This window comes from Arthrobacter sp. NPDC056727 (genome assembly GCF_042790555.1).
GTDB lineage: Bacteria > Actinomycetota > Actinomycetes > Actinomycetales > Micrococcaceae > Arthrobacter.
In genome coordinates this window covers 235,029-252,188 of sequence record NZ_JBHTZA010000003.1, presented here as the reverse complement: position 1 = coordinate 252,188, position 17,160 = coordinate 235,029, and the positions used below count along the sequence as shown (strand labels likewise).

At 67.0% G+C, this 17,160-nt stretch carries 19 protein-coding genes; 10 read left to right on the top strand and 9 right to left on the bottom strand.

The window, feature by feature from the left end; translation table 11 throughout:
• Positions 1-10: 10 nt before the first annotated feature.
• The 4 genes from ACFRAH_RS04605 to ACFRAH_RS04590 are packed head-to-tail and all read right to left on the bottom strand — an operon-like array spanning position 11 to position 4,211.
• A complete protein-coding gene (locus tag ACFRAH_RS04605; protein WP_377989738.1) occupies positions 11-859 on the bottom strand; it encodes a sugar phosphate isomerase/epimerase family protein in 849 nt (282 codons plus the stop codon).
• A 2-nt stretch (positions 860-861) separates the two neighbouring features.
• Positions 862-1,788, bottom strand: coding sequence for a carbohydrate ABC transporter permease (locus tag ACFRAH_RS04600; RefSeq protein ID WP_377989737.1), 927 nt, complete (start codon positions 1,786-1,788; stop codon positions 862-864).
• Positions 1,785-2,849, bottom strand: coding sequence for a carbohydrate ABC transporter permease (locus tag ACFRAH_RS04595; RefSeq protein ID WP_377989736.1), 1,065 nt, complete (start codon positions 2,847-2,849; stop codon positions 1,785-1,787). The genes ACFRAH_RS04600 and ACFRAH_RS04595 overlap by 4 nt, the downstream gene beginning before the upstream one ends.
• 12 nt (positions 2,850-2,861) lie before the next feature.
• Positions 2,862-4,211: an ABC transporter substrate-binding protein gene (locus ACFRAH_RS04590; protein WP_377989735.1), complete on the bottom strand. Its 1,350-nt coding sequence runs from the start codon at positions 4,209-4,211 to the stop codon at positions 2,862-2,864.
• Between the two features lie 196 nt (positions 4,212-4,407).
• Between ACFRAH_RS04590 and ACFRAH_RS04585 the strand changes: the two genes are divergently transcribed.
• Positions 4,408-5,430, top strand: a complete 1,023-nt coding sequence (locus ACFRAH_RS04585) for a LacI family DNA-binding transcriptional regulator (protein ID WP_377989734.1) — start codon at positions 4,408-4,410, stop codon at positions 5,428-5,430.
• A 63-nt stretch (positions 5,431-5,493) separates the two neighbouring features.
• Complete coding sequence (gene nadE / locus ACFRAH_RS04580; RefSeq protein ID WP_377989733.1) at positions 5,494-6,348, top strand: ammonia-dependent NAD(+) synthetase; 855 nt, start codon at positions 5,494-5,496, stop codon at positions 6,346-6,348.
• Positions 6,349-6,387: 39 nt separating this feature from the next.
• Here the strand turns inward: nadE and ACFRAH_RS04575 are convergent, their stop codons facing one another.
• Both ACFRAH_RS04575 and ACFRAH_RS04570 read right to left on the bottom strand, forming a co-directional pair.
• Entirely contained in the window at positions 6,388-7,302 is a 915-nt protein-coding gene (locus ACFRAH_RS04575) for an NADP-dependent oxidoreductase (protein WP_377989732.1), read from the bottom strand.
• Positions 7,303-7,444: 142 nt separating this feature from the next.
• On the bottom strand, positions 7,445-8,239 hold the full coding sequence (locus ACFRAH_RS04570) for an IclR family transcriptional regulator (RefSeq protein ID WP_377989731.1): 795 nt from the start codon (positions 8,237-8,239) through the stop codon (positions 7,445-7,447).
• A 175-nt stretch (positions 8,240-8,414) separates the two neighbouring features.
• Here ACFRAH_RS04570 and ACFRAH_RS04565 point away from each other — a divergent pair, with 175 nt between their 5' ends.
• Positions 8,415-9,146 carry a CoA transferase subunit A gene (locus ACFRAH_RS04565; RefSeq protein ID WP_377989730.1) on the top strand — a complete coding sequence of 244 codons (732 nt, stop codon included), beginning with the start codon at positions 8,415-8,417 and terminating at the stop codon, positions 9,144-9,146.
• 13 nt (positions 9,147-9,159) lie between these two features.
• A complete protein-coding gene (locus ACFRAH_RS04560; protein ID WP_377989729.1) occupies positions 9,160-9,834 on the top strand; it encodes a CoA transferase subunit B in 675 nt (224 codons plus the stop codon).
• A 98-nt stretch (positions 9,835-9,932) separates the two neighbouring features.
• Here the strand turns inward: ACFRAH_RS04560 and ACFRAH_RS04555 are convergent, their stop codons facing one another.
• Both ACFRAH_RS04555 and ACFRAH_RS04550 read right to left on the bottom strand, forming a co-directional pair.
• Entirely contained in the window at positions 9,933-10,457 is a 525-nt protein-coding gene (locus ACFRAH_RS04555; RefSeq protein ID WP_377989728.1) for an ankyrin repeat domain-containing protein, read from the bottom strand.
• Between the two features lie 235 nt (positions 10,458-10,692).
• Positions 10,693-11,283: a heme-binding protein gene (locus ACFRAH_RS04550; RefSeq protein WP_377989727.1), complete on the bottom strand. Its 591-nt coding sequence runs from the start codon at positions 11,281-11,283 to the stop codon at positions 10,693-10,695.
• Positions 11,284-11,499: 216 nt separating this feature from the next.
• On the opposite strand from ACFRAH_RS04550, the gene ACFRAH_RS04545 reads away from it, so the two are divergent.
• The 6 genes from ACFRAH_RS04545 (at position 11,500) to ACFRAH_RS04520 (ending at position 15,925) form a co-directional block, all read left to right on the top strand.
• Positions 11,500-12,720, top strand: a complete 1,221-nt coding sequence (locus tag ACFRAH_RS04545; protein ID WP_377989726.1) for a sensor histidine kinase — start codon at positions 11,500-11,502, stop codon at positions 12,718-12,720.
• Complete coding sequence (locus tag ACFRAH_RS04540) at positions 12,717-13,343, top strand: response regulator (RefSeq protein WP_377989725.1); 627 nt, start codon at positions 12,717-12,719, stop codon at positions 13,341-13,343. The genes ACFRAH_RS04545 and ACFRAH_RS04540 overlap by 4 nt, the downstream gene beginning before the upstream one ends.
• Positions 13,344-13,395: 52 nt before the next feature.
• Positions 13,396-14,451, top strand: a complete 1,056-nt coding sequence (locus tag ACFRAH_RS04535; RefSeq protein ID WP_377989724.1) for a zinc-dependent alcohol dehydrogenase family protein — start codon at positions 13,396-13,398, stop codon at positions 14,449-14,451.
• Positions 14,452-14,524: 73 nt separating this feature from the next.
• Positions 14,525-14,845: a putative quinol monooxygenase gene (locus ACFRAH_RS04530; protein ID WP_377989723.1), complete on the top strand. Its 321-nt coding sequence runs from the start codon at positions 14,525-14,527 to the stop codon at positions 14,843-14,845.
• A gap of 183 nt (positions 14,846-15,028) precedes the next feature.
• The gene (locus tag ACFRAH_RS04525) at positions 15,029-15,232 is read left to right on the top strand and encodes a cold-shock protein (RefSeq protein WP_003799085.1); all 204 of its coding nucleotides are present in this window, start codon (positions 15,029-15,031) and stop codon (positions 15,230-15,232) included.
• A 96-nt stretch (positions 15,233-15,328) separates the two neighbouring features.
• On the top strand, positions 15,329-15,925 hold the full coding sequence (locus ACFRAH_RS04520; protein WP_377989722.1) for a DinB family protein: 597 nt from the start codon (positions 15,329-15,331) through the stop codon (positions 15,923-15,925).
• Here the strand turns inward: ACFRAH_RS04520 and ACFRAH_RS04515 are convergent.
• Positions 15,922-17,106 carry an acyl-CoA dehydrogenase family protein gene (locus ACFRAH_RS04515; protein ID WP_377989721.1) on the bottom strand — a complete coding sequence of 395 codons (1,185 nt, stop codon included), beginning with the start codon at positions 17,104-17,106 and terminating at the stop codon, positions 15,922-15,924. The two genes, ACFRAH_RS04520 and ACFRAH_RS04515, sit on opposite strands and share 4 nt — an antisense overlap.
• Between the last annotated feature and the right edge of the window lie 54 nt (positions 17,107-17,160).

Genomic DNA, 17,160 nt, shown 5'->3' with positions numbered 1-17,160 from the left:
TCTTCCTTGCTCACTTGGTTCCCACTCCTGCTTCGTTCAGTACCTTGGCAAAAGCACGGGCGGCGATGCCAAACGCGGTGGGACCGGAGAATCCACCCAGTCCGTGGGCTCCGGCGAGGTGCGGTTCAAGGCTTGCGAAGCCGCTGTAGCCGTCAGCCTTCAGCGCCTCGACCGTGCGGAGCACATCTCCGTCGCCCTCACCCGCGGGCACGACGGCGGAATCGGCGAACCGCGCATCCTTCACCTGCAGGTACTCAAGGTGCGGACGCAGCCTCGCGTAGCCTTCGGCGAAGGGCTTGACCCCGACCTGGACGAAGTTGGCCGGATCCCAGGCCACTTTGAGCGCCGGCGAGGCCACCGTTTCGATGATGTCCAGGACGCGTTCCGGGGTGTCGCCGAAGATGTCCTTTTCGTTTTCGTGCAGCAGGATCACGCCGTCCTCTTCGGCGACGGCGGCCAGGGCGCGCATCCGCTCCATGACGTCGTCGCGGATGCCCTCAACCGTCTGGTCCGCGCCGTAGTAGAAGGAAAAGATGCGGATGTAGCGGGCCCCCAGCACCCGCGCCGCGTTGGTCGCGCGCCGGAGCCGCTCCACCTCGTGGTCCACGGGCAGTGACACGTCAACCTTGCCGATCGGGGATGCTATCGCCGAGACCTTCATGCCGGCTGCGTCCAGCAGCCCCTTGAGTCGGTCCAGCTGATCACCGTCCAGGTCCACGATGTTGGTCCCCCACGCGCTGCGGACTTCAATGTGGTTGGCCCCAAGGGCCTGCAGCACCGCGATCTGGATGACGGGGTCGTCGTCGATCTCGTCGCCGAAACCGGACAGGGCCCACTCAACTGTTGTCGCACCGGTCATTGCTATTTGACTCCTCCGGCGGTCAGACCGCCCACTAGGTAACGCTGGAAAATGAGGTACAGGATGACCACCGGGGCCGCGCACACGAGCGAGGCCGCCATCATCTGGCCGTACAGCGGGATGGCACCGCCTTCCTGCGAGGCACCGAAGACCTGAAGGGCGACGGCGGCCGTCTGGCTTTCGGGCCGTGTCATCACGGACGCGAACAGGACATCGTTCCAGCCCAGCAGGAAGGCGAAGATTCCGGAGACCACGATCCCGGGCCAACTGAGCGGCAGGATGATCCGAACGAGTACGCCAACGTTGCTTGCCCCGTCGATCCGGGCTGCTTCCTCGAGTTCCCGGGGAAGTCCGCGAAGGTACGTGACCATGACCCACGTGGAGAACGGCATGGCGAAGGTCAGGTACGTGATGAACAGTCCCCACTGCGTTCCGATCACCTGGATACCAAGGTAGCTGGCTGATGAGGAGAACAGGACGAACACCGGCAGCACCATGAGTGTCCCCGGGACTGACTGGAGGGCCAGCAGTCCGCGGAGCACGGTCAGCCGGCCGCGGAACTGGTACCTGACCAGCACATAGGCGGTGGCGACCGAGAGCGCGGCCGAAACGACCGCCGTCGTTCCTGCCACGAGAACGCTGTTTGCCAGACCGGTGGCGAGCCCGACGCTGGACCAGATCTTGCCGTAGTTCTCCAAGGAGAAGCTGGAGGGCACGAATTCGCCGTTGGCGACGCCGATGTCCGAATTCACGGAAGCCAGGAAGATGTACGCCACCGGAACCAGGACCAGGGCGCACAGGAACACGAGGATGACTGCCAGCAGCGGCCCGGGCAGCAGCCTGGTCACCTCATGCTGCCGCTTGGAACCGGGCCGGAGCGGCTGGCCCGTGGTGGTGCTGGTGCTCACGGCAGTGGCGGTGGCTGTCACTTCTTGCCTCCGGGGGTCTCGGCGTCGTCGAGTTTCACGGCGCGCAGGTAGATGAACAACGGGATCGCGATCAGCACCAATGAGACGAACGCCATGGCCGCGCTGAGGCCGAAGCGGAAGCTCTGGAAGCTCGTGACGTAGGTCAGGATCGGGAGGACCTCGACGTCGGCCGGTGCCGGAACGCCGAACAGCACGAACGGCAGGGTGAAGTTATTGACGTGGTGGAGCATGCCGATGAGGAACGCGAGCGCCAGCGGGCCCTTCAGGTAGGGGAAGACAACGTACCGCAGCTTGTTCCACCACAGCGCGCCGTCCAGGGCGGAGGCTTCATGCACCTCATGGTCAACGGACTGCAGGCCGGAGAGCGCCAGCAGATAGATGAACGGCCACGACGCCCAGATCTGGACCAGGATGAGCGTCCAGTATGTCTGCGGGCCGTTGAGCCACAGCCCCGCATCGATGCCGATGGAGCCCAGTGCCGAATCAACAACCCCGTCGGGCTGGAACATGGTCCGCCAGACGGTGGCCACGACGAACGATGGCAGCACGTATGGCACCAGGAAGATGGAGCGGACCAGGGCCCTGCCCCGGAAGGAGTTCTGGGTGGCGACGGCGGCGGCAATCCCAAGCGGCAGGGTGACGACCATGGCGACCAGGGAGTAGCTCACGCTGAGCCAGACCGAGTGAAGGAGCGGCGAGGCAGTCAGCGCCTCCACGAAGTTCTCGATGCCGATGAAGGGGGAGCTGACCCATTTGCGCAGTGTGTACTGGTCCAGGCTCAGCGTGGACATGTAGATGCCCAACAGCAGCGGTGCCACGATGATGACGGACATCAGCAGGCCACCGGGAATCAGCATCCAGAGGGGGCGGTTCCGTTCGCTCAGGCCCTTGCGCCGTGCCGGTTTGGACCGTGCCGGTTTGCGGTTCAGCCGGGCCGGGCCGCCGGGCCCCGGTCCTGTGCCGGCCCCGTCCCCGGTTGCCTGGCGGGACCCGGGTGATTGCGGGGGCACTGCAGGGGAACGGGGTGCCGTCCTCAGGTCCTTGAAGGAATCAGTGGTCATCGCAGTTCCTGCCTAGGACTTCGCGGCCCGGTCGAGGGAAGCTTGTCCCTTCGTCTGGGCGTCCTTGATGCGGTTCAGGAGCCCGGACTCGTCAACGGACCCGTTTGAGAGATCCGGAACCGACTGGACGGTGACGTTGAGCAGGGCCAGCTGGATGTCGCCCCACGCCCCCGTGAAGGGAGTGGCCTTCGATTTGCCGGCGGCATCCACCACCGGCTTCAGCGTGGGATCGGTCAGGGACTTCAGGGCCTCGGCATTGGCTGGCAGGTCACCGAAGATCTTCTGGTAGTTCAGCTGCTCTTCCTTGGAGGTGATGAGCTTGATGTACGCGAAGGCAAGGTCCTTCTGCTTTGAGTAGTCCGCCACCACGACGTTGTCGCCTGAAAGGATGCTGGCTGCCTTGTCGCCGTCGCCCTTCGGTGCAGTCTCGCCGGGAGCCGTCGTCGGCATGGTGGCGTAGGCGAATTTCCCGGCCACGGAGGACTTCTCCAGAGTTGGGGCGGAGCTTGACGTTGTCATCATGAGGTAACCGGACTTGCCGGCGGCGAAGGCTGCCACCGCGTTGCTGTTGCTCCAGCCGACGGCGCTGGGATCCACCACTTTGTCCTTCGTAAGCCAGCCGAAGTACGTTTCGTACGCCTTCTTCACGGACGGATCGTCAAGCTTCAGGGTCTTGCCGTCCACCAGCGGGTTGCCGGCCTGGACTGACATGGCCCAGATGAACTTCCAGGGATCGAAGTTGTCCTTGTACCCGGTGGCCAGTCCGAACGTGCCGGTTGCCGGGTTGGTGAGCTTCTTGGCCTGCTGGGCCAGTTCATCCCACGTCGTGGCGGGCTTCTCGATTCCCGCGGCCTTCAGCAGTTCCTTGTTGTAGGCCATCACGAACGGGCGGCTGACGAAGGGAATTCCCGCCTGGTGCTCGGCGTCGGGGCCGGAGATGCCAAGGGCGGCCGGGTTGAACCTGTCCTTGCCGCCGACCTTCTTCCAGTCGTCATCGGTCAGGGTCACGAAGGCCTGCGTGGCATAGGCGGTGGGCGTGAATGTGGTGCCGAGGCTGTAGACGTCGGGGCCCTGTCCCGAAACAACGGACGTCTGGATGCGGGTCAGTTCGTCATTGGCCGAGGCGAACGTCTCGAATTCAATGTCGGCGCCCGTCTGGGCCTTGAACTTGGCACCGATGTCCTTGAACCATTCCTTCTGCTGGGCCGAATAGTGGGCATTCACACCCGTGAGCACACTCAGCTTCTTGCCCTTACCGTCAACGGCCCCGCCGGCGTCGTTCCCTCCGCCTCCGCAGGCAGTCAATGCCAAGGCCGCCGCAGTAATGACGGCGGCCAACCTGGCTGACGATGCAAACTTCATTGTTTCCTCCTCGGGTACCCCGCAGGCCACGGTCGTGTCCTGCGTCACATGGGCTTCGGCGTCGAGTCTATGGTGAGGAAAACCGGTCGGCAAGCGATTGCCAAAAATTGCCAACGGTGCTGCAATGGTCTGACAAAGCAGAACTACAGCGGAGCCGCAGCAGGTCTGCACGCCCCGAATCAGGAAGGCTGAATCAATGGCTGGTGTGGAACTTTCGCCGACGGACAGGACTCCGACGATCCGTGATGTGGCGGAGTTGGCGGGAGTGGCCACATCCACGGTTTCCAGGGCTCTGTCCAACCCGGACAGGGTCAACCGGGTGACCCGGGAGCGGATCCAGCAGGTTGCGGCCCAGCTGAATTACGTGCCGAGTTCACAGGCGCGGGGGCTCAGCTCCGGCCGCACGCAGGCCATTGCCGTTCTTGTCCCGGACGTCACCAACCCGTTTTATTTCGACATCATCCGTGGCACGCAGCACCAGCTGAAGGCTGCTGGTTACACCCAACTGCTCGTGGACACCGAGGAATCGCCCGAGATGGAGGAAGAGGCGCTGCACAAAATGCGGCGCTCAGCCGACGGCTTCATCCTGGCCGCCTCCCGCCTCACGGACACCCAGCTGGCGGAGTCCGCAGCCGTTCATCCGATGGTCACCATCAACAGGGCATCCGCGAATGCCCCCACGGTGGTCATAGACACGCCGTCTGCGATTGTTCAGTCGCTGGAGCATCTGGCCTCCCTGGGGCACACAAAGGTCTGTTTCGTCGGCGGGCCGGCCAGCTCATGGTCGAACGCCAAGCGCTGGAAATCCTTCGAGGATGAAACCCGGGGCCGCGGAATGACCACCTTCCGAGTGGGTCCGTTTGCTCCGAAGACCACATCCGGCGCCGCGGCCGCCGACGCGGCAGCACACACCGGCGCCACGGCCTGCATAGTCTTCAACGACCTCCTTGCCATCGGCATGCTTCAGCGTTTGCGGGAGCGGGGCATTCGCGTGCCGGAGGAAATGAGCATTGTTGGGTGCGACGACATCTTCGGCGCGGATTTCTGCAATCCCCCGCTGACCACCATCGCCTCCCCCATTGAGCAGGCGGGACGGGTGGCCGTCTCCATGCTGCTGGCCCAACTGAATCCGCTGCAGGGCGGGCCCAGCCGGCGGCTCGCCGTCATGCCGACCCATCTCACGATTCGCGGGTCCACCGGCCCGGCCCGCAGCGCGTAGCCGGTCTGCGACTCGGGCGGAAACAGTTGAGCCGTGCTGATCGCGCTGACTAGGCTGTGTCACATGCGCAAACTCCAAGCCAAGATCATCGAGGAAATGGGCGTCCAGCCCCGGATCGATCCCGCAGAGGAGGTTCGTAAGCGCGTCACTTTCCTGAAGGAGTACCTGAAGGCCACCCGCACCAGGGGCTTTGTCCTGGGCATCTCCGGCGGCCTCGACTCCTCGCTGGCCGGGCGCCTGGCACAGCTCGCCGTCGAGGAACTGCAGTCGGAGGGCACGGACGCGCAGTTCGTGGCCGTCCGCCTCCCCTACGGCGTCCAGCACGACGAGGAGGATGCGCAGGCGGCCCTGGACTTCATCAAGGCCTCCAAGGAGTGGACGTTCAACATTTCCGCCGCCGTGGACGGCTTCGAGGACGAGTTCGAAAAGACGGTCGGCAACGGGATCTCCGACTTCCATAAGGGCAACACCAAGGCCCGCACGCGCATGATCGCCCAGTACGCCCTGGCCGGGGAGCACAACTACCTGGTGATCGGCACCGACCACGGCGCCGAATCCGTCACCGGGTTCTTCACCAAGTACGGCGACGGCGGGGCCGACATCCTGCCGTTGTTCGGCCTGAACAAGCGGCAGAACCGCGCCCTCCTGGAGCACCTCGGCGCCCCGGAGCGGGTGTGGAAGAAGGTGCCCACGGCCGACCTCCTGGACGACAGGCCGGGCCGTACCGACGAGGACGAACTGGGCCTGAGCTACGACCAGATCGACGACTACCTCGAGGGCCGCGAAGTCTCCGAGAGCGCAGCGGAGCTGATCGAGGAGAAGTACCTGCGGACCCGGCACAAGCGCACCGTTCCGGTCAGCATCTTTGACACGTGGTGGAAGGGCGAAGGCCCGGAAGAACCCAGGGCGGGACTGTAGGCCCACCGGGCTGATCCCGCACGGCCCGGGCGGACCTCCCTACGGCAGCAACATGATCTTGCCGCGGCCGTGGCCCGTGCGGCAGATGTCCAGGGCATCGGCGGCTTCGATCAGGGGCATCCGGTGCGAGATCGTGAAGGTGATCTGGCCGTCCGCGGCGAGCGTGGCCACCTCCGCCACCCGGCCCTCCAGCTGCTGGACGGCGGCCAGGCCAGCCGCGGCTGACTGCTCGCCCGGGACTGTCGTCACCGCCCGGCCGCTCCCCTGAAGCAGCTCGGCGGTTGCCGCGAGCGAGTCCTCGCTGCCCACTGTGTCCAGCACTGCCGTGACCGTGCCGGCGCCTTCGGCCACCGAGCGCACCCGCTCCGCCAGGCCGGGGCCGTACGTCACCGGTTCGGCCCCCAGCTCGCGGAGGTACTCCTGGTTGGCCTGCGACGCCGTGCCGATCACCCGCGCGCCGAAGGCCTGCGCAATCTGGACCGCGGCCGAGCCAACCCCGCCCGCGGCGCCATGGATCAGCACGGTGTCCCCAGCTCCCAGCGCCAGCTGCTTCAGGGCTGAATACGCGGTGCCTCCCGCCACCGGGATGCATGCCGCCTGCTCGAAGTCCACACCGGCCGGCAAGGGGGTCAGCTGGTCGGCCGGCACCACTGCTTCCGTCCGGTAGCCACCCAGATGCCCGTTCCAGATGACCTCGTCACCCACCGCAAACCCTTCAAAAGCGGGCCCGACGGCGGTCACCACACCGGCCGCCTCACTTCCGGGCACTGCCGGAAAATCCAAGGGAACCCACTTTTTCAGGTATCCGGCCACGAGTTTCCAGTCCACGGGGTTGACGCTCACCGCCCGGAACTCCACCCGCACCAGGCCGTCTCCCGGCTCATCCAGCTGCTCCGTCCCCACCTTCAGGACCCGAGGATCGCCGTATTCCTCAAAGTAGACCCGTGTGCTCATGGCTCTGGCTCCTTCGTTGCAGTCCAGGCTATTCAAGGGGAGGGACTCTTCTGCAAGGGTAGGCACGCCCGGCGGGCACCACAACAGTTTCGCCCGGTTTCCCCGGACAGGCGGGTGTGGTGGCCGGCGTGGGCGGCTGCCGCTAGTTCTGGCGCCGGCGGTCGCCGCCCGCGCCGAGCCGGAGAGTGAGCCGGTGGGCTTCCTCCAGCAGGAGCCGCCCCAGCAGTTCACGCCGGTCCTCACGGAAGCGGGGCTCGATGCCTGTCAGGGACAGCGCCCACGACGGCCGCCCCGCCTGGTCAAACACTGCGGCCCCCATCCCCCAGCTGCCTTCCAGCACCAGGCCCGGGTTCACCGAATAGCCCCGCCGGCGTGTCTGGCGGAGATTGTTCCGGACCACATCTTCCGGGTGCCCGTGCGCATAGTTGCCGGCGTGGACATCCCAGTCGGCCAGGATCTGTTCCTGCTCGGCTTCGGGCAGGAACGCCATGATGGCCGTTCCGGCCGATGCCACGCCCAGCGGAAACCTGACGCCCTCGTGCAGCACGAAGGAGCGGACCGGGAAGCTGCCTTCCTCCCGCAGCAGGCAGACTGTCTCGGCGCCGCGCCGGATGGAGAAGAATGCGCTCTCACCGGTTTCCTCGGCGAGCCGGCGCAGGCTGGGCCTCGCGAGGTCCTCCAGGGGAAAGCGCGCCGCGGCCACCGAGCCCATCAGCAGGGCCTCGGGGCCCAGCACCCAGTTCCCACTCAGGGGGTCGTGGTCGAGGAGCCCCTCGGCCGCGAGCGACGTGAGGAGGCGGTGAACCGTGGGACGGGTCAGCCCCGAGTCCCGCACCAGCTCCACGAGCGGGCTGCCCTCCGGTTTGCGTCCCACGATGCGCAGAAGGCCTGCGATGCGGCTGACCACCTGCGCGCCCTGTACCGGTGCCTGGTTCACAATCGCTCCTAGATATCCATATTGTGGACACCATCCAGCCTATCGTCCACAGTGTAAAAGCGCGAGCGCCAGGCGATCGGAATCCTTGACACCACCGCCGGCACCCCCATACGCTCCACAGTCAGAACCGGCGTCCATAAAGTGGACTGCGGGACAGCTCAACGAGGAGATGCGAATGTCCAAACTGAAATCCGGCGCGGCCGATGCCCTGCGGGAAGTCCTCCGGGACGGGATCACCCTTGCGGTGGGCGGGTTCGGCCTGAGCGGTATTCCCGCCGACCTGATCGAGGCCGTGCGGAACTCCGGCGTGAAGGAACTGACCGTGGTGTCCAACAACATGGGCGTGGACGGCAAAGGCCTGGGCATCCTCATCGAAGCCGGCCAGGTCCGCAAGGTAATCGCCTCCTACGTCGGTGAGAACAGGCTCTTCGCCGAGCAGTACCTCGCCGGGGAACTGGAAGTGGAGTTCACCCCGCAGGGCACACTGGCCGAGCGGCTGCGCGCCGGCGGAGCCGGCATCCCCGCGTTCTACACCAAGACCGGCGTGGGCACCCTGGTCGCCGAAGGCAAACCGCACGAGGTGTTCGACGGCGAAACCTATGTCCAGGAGCGGGCCATCCGGGCCGACGTCGCACTTGTCCACGCCCACACCGCCGACACGGACGGGAACCTGATCTACCGCTACACCGCCCGGAACTTCAACCCCGTGGTGGCCACCGCAGGCGCTGTCACCGTCGCCGAGGCGGAGCTCATCGTGAATCCCGGCGCCCTGGACCCGAACCACATCGTCACCCCGGGCGTCTACGTCCAGCACCTGGTCCAGGCCGGTCACAGGGTCAAGGACATCGAACAGCGCACCGTCCGCCCTGCTGTCGGTCAGATCAGCACTGAACTGGTCAGCAACTAAGAAGGAGACTCCCGTGGCCTGGACCCGGAATGAAATGGCTGCCATCGCGGCCGAAGAACTGAACGACGGCGACTACGTCAACCTCGGCATCGGCATCCCCACGCTCGTGGCCAACAACCTGCCGGACGGCGTCCGCGTGGTCCTGCAGAGCGAAAACGGCCTGCTGGGCATGGGCCCGTTCCCCTACGAGGGCGAGGAGGACGCCGACCTCATCAACGCCGGCAAGCAGACCGTCACCATCCTGCCCGGCGGCAGTATCTTCGACTCCGCCACCTCGTTCGGCATGATCCGCGGCGGGCACGTGAAGGTGGCGATCCTCGGTGCCATGCAGGTTTCCGGCAACGGCGACCTCGCCAACTGGACCATCCCCGGCAAGATGGTCAAAGGCATGGGCGGCGCCATGGACCTCGTCGCCGGCACCCCGCGCGTCGTGGTCCTCACCGAGCACAACGCCAAGGACGGCAGCGCCAAGATCGTTCCCGAATGCACCCTCCCGCTGACGGGCGTCGGCGTCGTGGACCGGATCATCAGCGACCTTGCGGTCTTCGATCTGGTCAAGCACGACGGCGGGCGGCAGCTCACGCTGACGCGCCTCGCCCCCGGCGTCACGGTCGACGAAATCCGGGAGAAGACCGACGCCGAATTCACCGTCGCGGCGGGGCTGCTCGCCGAACCGGCCCAGCTTTGACAGGCCACGCCGCCGCGGGCGGGGAAATGCCGCGGCCGGCGGTCCAAAACCGGGCCAGTCCGCGCCGCCTCAAAGCCGGGACCGGCAGCTAAGTTTCCTCAGCCCCGCCCGCGGATCAGCCGGGCGATCTCGGCAAAGCCCAGCCGCTCGGCGTTGTCCAGGGCCGTCCGGCCCTGCGGATCGCGGATGGTGGGGTCGGCCCCGGCGTCGAGCAGCTGGCGCACCACGTCCTGCTGCCTCGGCCCTCCGTTGTTCAGGAGGATGGCTTCCTGCATCGCGGTCCAGCCGAGCTTGTTCACATGATTGACCGGGACCCCGGCGGCGATGAGGATCCGCACCGTCTCCACATGCCCGTGCTCGCTGGCCGGGATCAGGGCGGTGCCTCCGTAGCGGTTGGTGCTGCGGACATCCGCACCGTTGGCCAGGGTCAGCCGCAGGACCTCGTTGAAGCCCTCGGCGCCGGCGTACAGGAAGGCCGAATCCTGGATGGAGTCCTTGGCGTTCACGTTCCCGCCGTCGCGGATCAGCTCCGCCACGAGCGCCGCGTCCTTGGCCTTCGCAGCCCGGACCAGGCGCTGGTCCAGCTTCTGCTGCTCGGCCGGGGACAGGGCAGGGCGGGACATTTCCGGGCGGGCTGTTTCAGGGCGGGCAGGCGGCGACACTGGCCTGGTACTGGCGGCAGCGGACGACGCCGGCCGGCTGTGAGTGCCACCGATCCCTGAGGCGCCGCTTCCCGCCGTCGGGCTTGAACTGGCCGGGCCCGCGCCCGACGAGGTGCCGGGGGCGCACCCGGCCAGCAGAACAGCCACCAGTAGCGCCAGGCTTGCAAAGGGAACCCTGAACACCACGCGGCGCACGCTACTTTGCGGCGATCACGGCGGCGCCGGCCTCGGCGCATGCTTCATCCAGCTTGCCGTCCGGGGCGCCGCCGACGCCGATGCCTGCCACGGAGACGCCGTTCACCTTCAGCGGGACGCCGCCGGGGAGGAAGAGGGTGCCGGGAAGATCGGCGATGCTCGGCCCGTTGCCGCTGATCCGCTTGGCGAGTTCGCTCGTGGGGCTTCCGAAGGCAGCGGCGGTGTACGCCTTCTGCTTGGCGGATTCGATGGTGTGCTCGGCGGCGTTGTCGCCGCGAAGGAGTGCCTGCACGGTGCCGAACCGGTCCACCACGGCCACCGTGACGAACGGCAACTTGTCCGCCTGGCACTTGGCGAGCGCAGCACCGACTGCCTTGGCTGACGCACCGACGGTGACCCGGTTCTGGGCAACGACGTTCTCATCGACGGGCTGGACGTCCGCGGCCGGTACGGCCACCTGAGCGGCCGCAGGCTGGGCAGCGGCCGCCGCGGATGAAGCCCCTGATCCGGCATTGGCGACGGCGGTGGCACCGGCGGTGATGACGAGCGCTCCGGCTGCAGCGGCGGCAAAAATCTTCTGGGACTTCTTCACAGTGGTTCTCCTTCGATGGGCGGCTTCGGTGAGCGGCCGGCTTGCCAAACGGCTACGTTTCCATGGTGGACCCGTGCCAAGACGGGCGCATCAGGCCATCAGGTGGGGCAGACTGGTCCTTCCGGCTGGCGTTATCAGCCAAAAGGCTGAGAGACCAGCAACGGCGCGGGCAATAGCATGGTTCGTAGCACGTCACCCACCGGAACCGGATCCGCCATGCCTTCCCCAGCCCCTCCTGCCGCACCTGACCTGCCGCCCGCACGCACCGGCCCTGCCTCCCCTGATGCCGGCAGCCGGATGGGACGGATCGATGCAGCGGTCCACCTCGGTTTCGCCGTGCTCATCGTGGCCTCGGTGGTGCGGTACGTGATGCGGCACAGCGCCGCGGACAACCTGCTGGTCCTCGCGCTGGCGGCCGCCGCGTGCGCCCTGTACGCCGTCATCGCCGTGCTCGCCCAACGCCGGCGCCCGTGGGCCCTGTGGATGTTCGTGCTCGTTGCGGTCTGGGCCGTGCTGGTGGTCTCCGCGCCCAGCTTTGCCTGGTGCTCGTTTGCGCTGTTCTTCCTGTGCCGCACCGCCTTCAGCGGTGCCGTGGCCTATGCGGCGGCAGGGGCGACGGCGGCAGCCACCGCCGCAGGACTGTTCCGGCTCAGCGACGGCACCGACCTCGCCATGCTGCTGGGCCCGCTCGCCGTGGGCGTCCTGCTGACCCTGATCTACGACCGCATAGAGCACGACGCCGCCGAGCAACGGCGGCTGCACCGCGAAGTCTCGCTCGCCCAAGGACAGCTGGCCGCCAGCGAGCGCCGGGCCGGCACCATCGCCGAGCGCGAGCGCGTCTCCCGGGAAATCCACGACACCGTGACCCAGGGCCTGGCCAGCAGCCTGCTCCTGCTCGAAGCCGCGAACCGCGCGTGGCCGGAGCCGGCGGCGCGGCAGGACCTCCGGCAGGCCGGCGAGCTGCTGCGCCGGAACCTGTCCGATACCCGCAGCCTGGTCCACGAGCTTGCCTCGCCGGGCCTCGACGCCTCGCCGCTGCCCGACGCCCTGCTGCAGGCCGCCTCGCAGTATGTGCCGGGCGCCCGGCTGCTGGTCACCGGCGAACCCCGGCCGGTGGCGGCCGAAGTCCGCCATGCGCTCCTGAGGGTGGCCCAGAGCGCCGCCGCGAACATCAAGCTGCACGCGTCGGCAACCACCGCCACCATCACCCTCGGCTTTTTGCCGGGCGCGGTCACGCTGGACATCTACGACGACGGCACTGGCTTCGATCCGGCGGCGGCAGCACCGCCGTCGGACGCCGGAGGGTACGGCCTGCGGGCCATGCGGCAGCGGGTGGAGCAGCTCGGCGGCGCCTTCTCTGTGGAAAGCGCCCCCGGCGAGGGAACAGTTGTGGCGGCACAGCTGCCGGCACCGCTGCCAGCCAAGGGAGAAGAATGAGCATCATCACCGTGCTTCTGGTGGACGACCACCTCGTGGTCCGCAGCGGGCTGAAGGCCCTGCTGGGCACGCAGCCGGACATCGATGTGGTGGCGGAGGCGTCCTCGGGCGAGGAGGCCCTGGCCGCCGTGGCGGAGCACTCGCCCGACGTCGTGGTGATGGACCTGGCGATGGGCCCGGGCATGGACGGGATCGAGGCGATCCGAAAGCTCCGGGAACGCAACCGGAAGCAGGCCGTGCTGGTGTTCACCACCTATGATTCCGACGCCGATATCGTCCGTACCGTGGATGCCGGCGCCATGGGCTATCTCCTCAAGGACGCCGCGCCCGCAGAAATTTTCGCCGCCATCCGCGGCGCCGTCCAGGGCAAGAGCGTCATGAGCCCTCCGGTGGCATCGCGCCTGTTCCAGCAGCTGCGCAACCCCGACGAGGTGCTGACCCCGCGGGAGGCCGAGCTGCTGAGCCTCCTCATCGAGGGTCTCAGCAACCGGGAGCTGGGGCAGCGGCTGTTCATCTCCGAGGCCACCGTCAAGACACACCTCGCCCACATCTACGCCAAGCTGGGCGTGGAGACCAGGGCCGCGGCCATCGCCACCGCCATCCGCCGCGAGGGGATGCGCTAGCTGCGGGGCTAGACTCGAACCCATCCAGCCCCGCCCTTGAAGAGGAGCAGCCATGCGCGCCACCATCATCCACGGCCCCGGAGACATCAGGGTGGAGGACCGCGACGATCCGGCCATCCAGCTCCCCACTGACGCCGTGGTCCGGGTGACGGCTGCCTGCGTCTGCGGCTCGGACCTGTGGCCCTACCGCGGGGTGAAGCCCGTCCACCGGCCCACCGCCATCGGCCATGAGTTCGTCGGTGTCGTGGAGAGCACGGGCGCTTCCGATTCATCGCTTCAGGCGGGCGACTTCGTGATCGCCCCCTTCGTGGTCAGTTGCGGGCAGTGCCCGCAGTGCCTGAACGGCGTCACCGTGGCCTGCGAGCACCTCGCCGGCTGGGGCGGAAAGGACGACGCCGGGTTCCCTGTCGACGGCGGCCAGGGCCAGGCCGTGCGCGTCCCCCTCGCCGAGTCGACGCTCGTCAAGGTGCCGGATGTGGGCGAGCCGGACGCAGAGCTGCGCAACAGCCTGCTGACCCTCTCCGACGTCATGGCCACCGGCCACCACGCGGCGGTCAGCGCCCGGGTTGGCCCCGGCCGCACGGTTGTGGTGGTGGGCGACGGCGCCGTGGGGCTGTGCGGAGTCCTGGCGGCCAGGCGGCTCGGTGCCGAGCGGATCATCGCGATGTCCCGCCACGCCGACAGGCAGGCCATCGCCCGCGAGTTCGGCGCCACGGACATCGTGGAGGAACGCGGGGACGACGGCGTCGCCAAGGTCCGCGAACTGCTCGGCGGCGTCCTGGCGGACTCCGTGCTCGAGTGCGTGGGCACCAAGGAGTCCATGGAACAGGCGCTGCATTCCGTCCGGCCCGGGGGCGCCCTGGGCTTCGTCGGCGTCCCCACGGGCGGCGCGGAGGTCCCGCTGCGCTACCTGTTCGACAAGAACATCACCGTCTCAGGCGGAATGGCTCCTGCCCGCACCTATATTCCCGAACTGCTGAAGGACGTGCTGTCCGGCGCCATCAATCCCGGCCGGGTGTTCGACGTCGAGATGCCGTTGGAGGAGGCGCCCGAAGCCTACAAGGCGATGGACGAGCGCCGGGCCATCAAGGTGCTGCTGACGCCATAAAAACGGTTGCGCGGTGCCTGCACCGGGTCTACCGTGATGCGCATCAGTCACCACCGCCGTCGAGGGAGCCGTCATGGCCGGGTTTGTGCAGATCATCGAATTCCAGACCTCGCGCATCGAGGAGATCGAAGCGCTGGGCCGCCCGTCGAGAACCGAGGGAACCACCACCCCGACATTCCGGCGCATCAGCGCCACCGCGGACCGCGACCGTCCCGGGACCTACTACACCATCGTGGAATTCGACTCCTACGAATCGGCGATGGAGAACTCGAACCGCCCGGAAACCTCGGACTTCGCCGCGAAGATGGCGGAACTGTGTGACGGTCCCCCGGTGTTCCGCAACCTGGACGTCATGTGGGAGGACACCGGACAGGACCCGGAGACCACTCCCTAGGGCCGGAAACGGCGTCTCCAAATGACGTTTGGGCGCAAAATCTCCCGTTACAGGTGGGACTCCTGATGACGGCAGCTATTGCACGCCCGGCGGATGGCCCATAGGTTGGAGACAGCGGACAACAGTTTCCGTCTCTGCCTGCTGTCGGAGCAGGACCAGAAAAGGGTTACAAAGGAAGTAGCAATGGCAACAGGCACAGTTAAATGGTTCAACGCCGAAAAGGGCTTCGGCTTCATCGCTCCGGATGATGGATCGGCAGATGTATTCGCCCACTACTCGGCAATTGCCTCCAGCGGCTACCGCTCCCTGGATGAAAACCAGAAGGTCGAATTCGAAGTGACCCAGGGCCCCAAGGGTCCGCAGGCAGAGAACATCCGCCCGCTGTAACGGCTCATCAAAGACTCCCCTGTCCGTGCCTGGCACGCACAGGGGAGTTTTGGTTTCTGTCCCTGAGACCACCGGGCCGCCCGGTAGAGTGCCGCCATGGATGAAAAAGCGACCCTGCACCATTACCTGCGGACACGGCGTGCCCAGCTCCTCGCCAAGCTCGACGGCCTGGGTGAGTACGACATCCGCCGGCCGATGACGCCCACCGGAACAAACCTCCTGGGCCTGGTCAAGCACGTGGCCAGCGTGGAACTGGATTATTTCGGCGAGGTGTTCGGACGGCCGAGCGGCCGGGTACTGCCCTGGTTCGCCGACGGGGCCGAGCCCGACGCGGACATGTGGGCCACCCCGGAGCAGACCCGTGCGGAGATCGTCGGGCTGCACCACTTTTCAGCGGCGCACACCGATGCCACCATCGAAGCGCTGCCCCTGGACGCTCCCGGCGTTGTGCCCTGGTGGCGGGAGGAACGCCGCAACGTGACCCTGCACCAGATGCTGGTGCACATGTGCGCCGAAACTGCCCAGCACCTGGGGCACGCGGACATCATCCGGGAACTCATCGACGGCTCCGCCGGGCAGGGACCCAACGACCCCAACCTTCCCCAGCGCGGCGCCACGGAGCAGTCCGCCTACGTGCAGCGGCTGGAAGCGGCGGCACGCGAAGCCGCCACGCTCCCGAAAGTGACGCCCTAAACGAAGGCTGATTTCCCCGTCACGGCGCGCGCCACAATCAGGGAGTTGATTTCGTAGCTGCCCTCGTAGGTGTAGAGGATCTCCGCGTCGCCAAAGAGCTTTCCCATCTCGAAGTCGCTGCTGATGCCGTTGCCGCCCAGCAGGGACCGCCCCAGCGCCACGGAGGCGCGGGCCAGCCGGGTGGTGGTGGCCTTGGCCATGGCCGCCTGGGCCATTTCCAGCCTGCCCCCTTCCTGGATCCGGGCCAGCTGTGCCATCAGCGACAGAGAGGCCGAGGCATTGCCCAGGATCTCGGCGAGCTGCTGCTGGATCAGCTGGAAGCGGGCCAGCTCCTTGCCGAACTGGCGGCGCTGCAGCGAATAGGAGCGGGCAACATCAAAGGCTGCCAGCTGGATGCCAGCAGCCTGCCACCCTACCCACGCACGGGAATCCCGCAGCAGCTCGTTGGCCTTGGTGAAGTCCGTGGCCCCCGGGAGCAGGTTGGCCTCGGGAATGCGAACGCCATCGAGCCGAATGTCGGCGTTCTGCATGATCCGCAGGCCGATCTTGTTGCTGATCTTCGTCGCTGTGTATCCCGGGCGGTCCGTCTCAACGATGAAGCCCTTGATCTGCTGGTCAGCCACGTCCCGGGCCCACACCAGCGCAAAGTCTGCGATGGTCCCGGCGCCTATCCACCGCTTGGCCCCGTCAATAACCCATTCGCCGTCCTCAAGCCGGGCCGTCGTGGCCAGTCCGCCCGCTATGTCCGAGCCGTGGTCCGGCTCGGTCAGCGCAAAAGCTCCCAGCTGGGTGAAGGCGGTCAGGCCCGGCAGCCAGCGCTGCTTATGCTCGTCCGAGCCCAGGGCGTCGATCATGCCCACGATCAGCTCGTTGTGAATGCCCACCAGCGCTGACAGGGACACGTCGGCGCGGGCCACCTCAACGTACATGAGGCCCTTGAACAGCGTGGACGTCCCGTCCGTCTGAAGCCCGCCCAGTCCGTGCTTCCCCATCTCCGCGAGCAGCCCGAACGGGAACTCCTCCCGGTTCCAGTACTCGATGGACTGGGCCCGGACCCTGGACTGCAGGAAGTCCCGGATTTCGAGATAGCGCGTCCGCTCGGCCGGCGGAAGCAGGTCCACAACGTACATGAGATCCGCATCGGCAAACGGCAGTGGTTGGCTCCCTGCGTCTTCAGTCATGGCCATTACGGGCTGTCCGTTGTCACGTCCTTGTGGCTGCACGGGCATAGATCC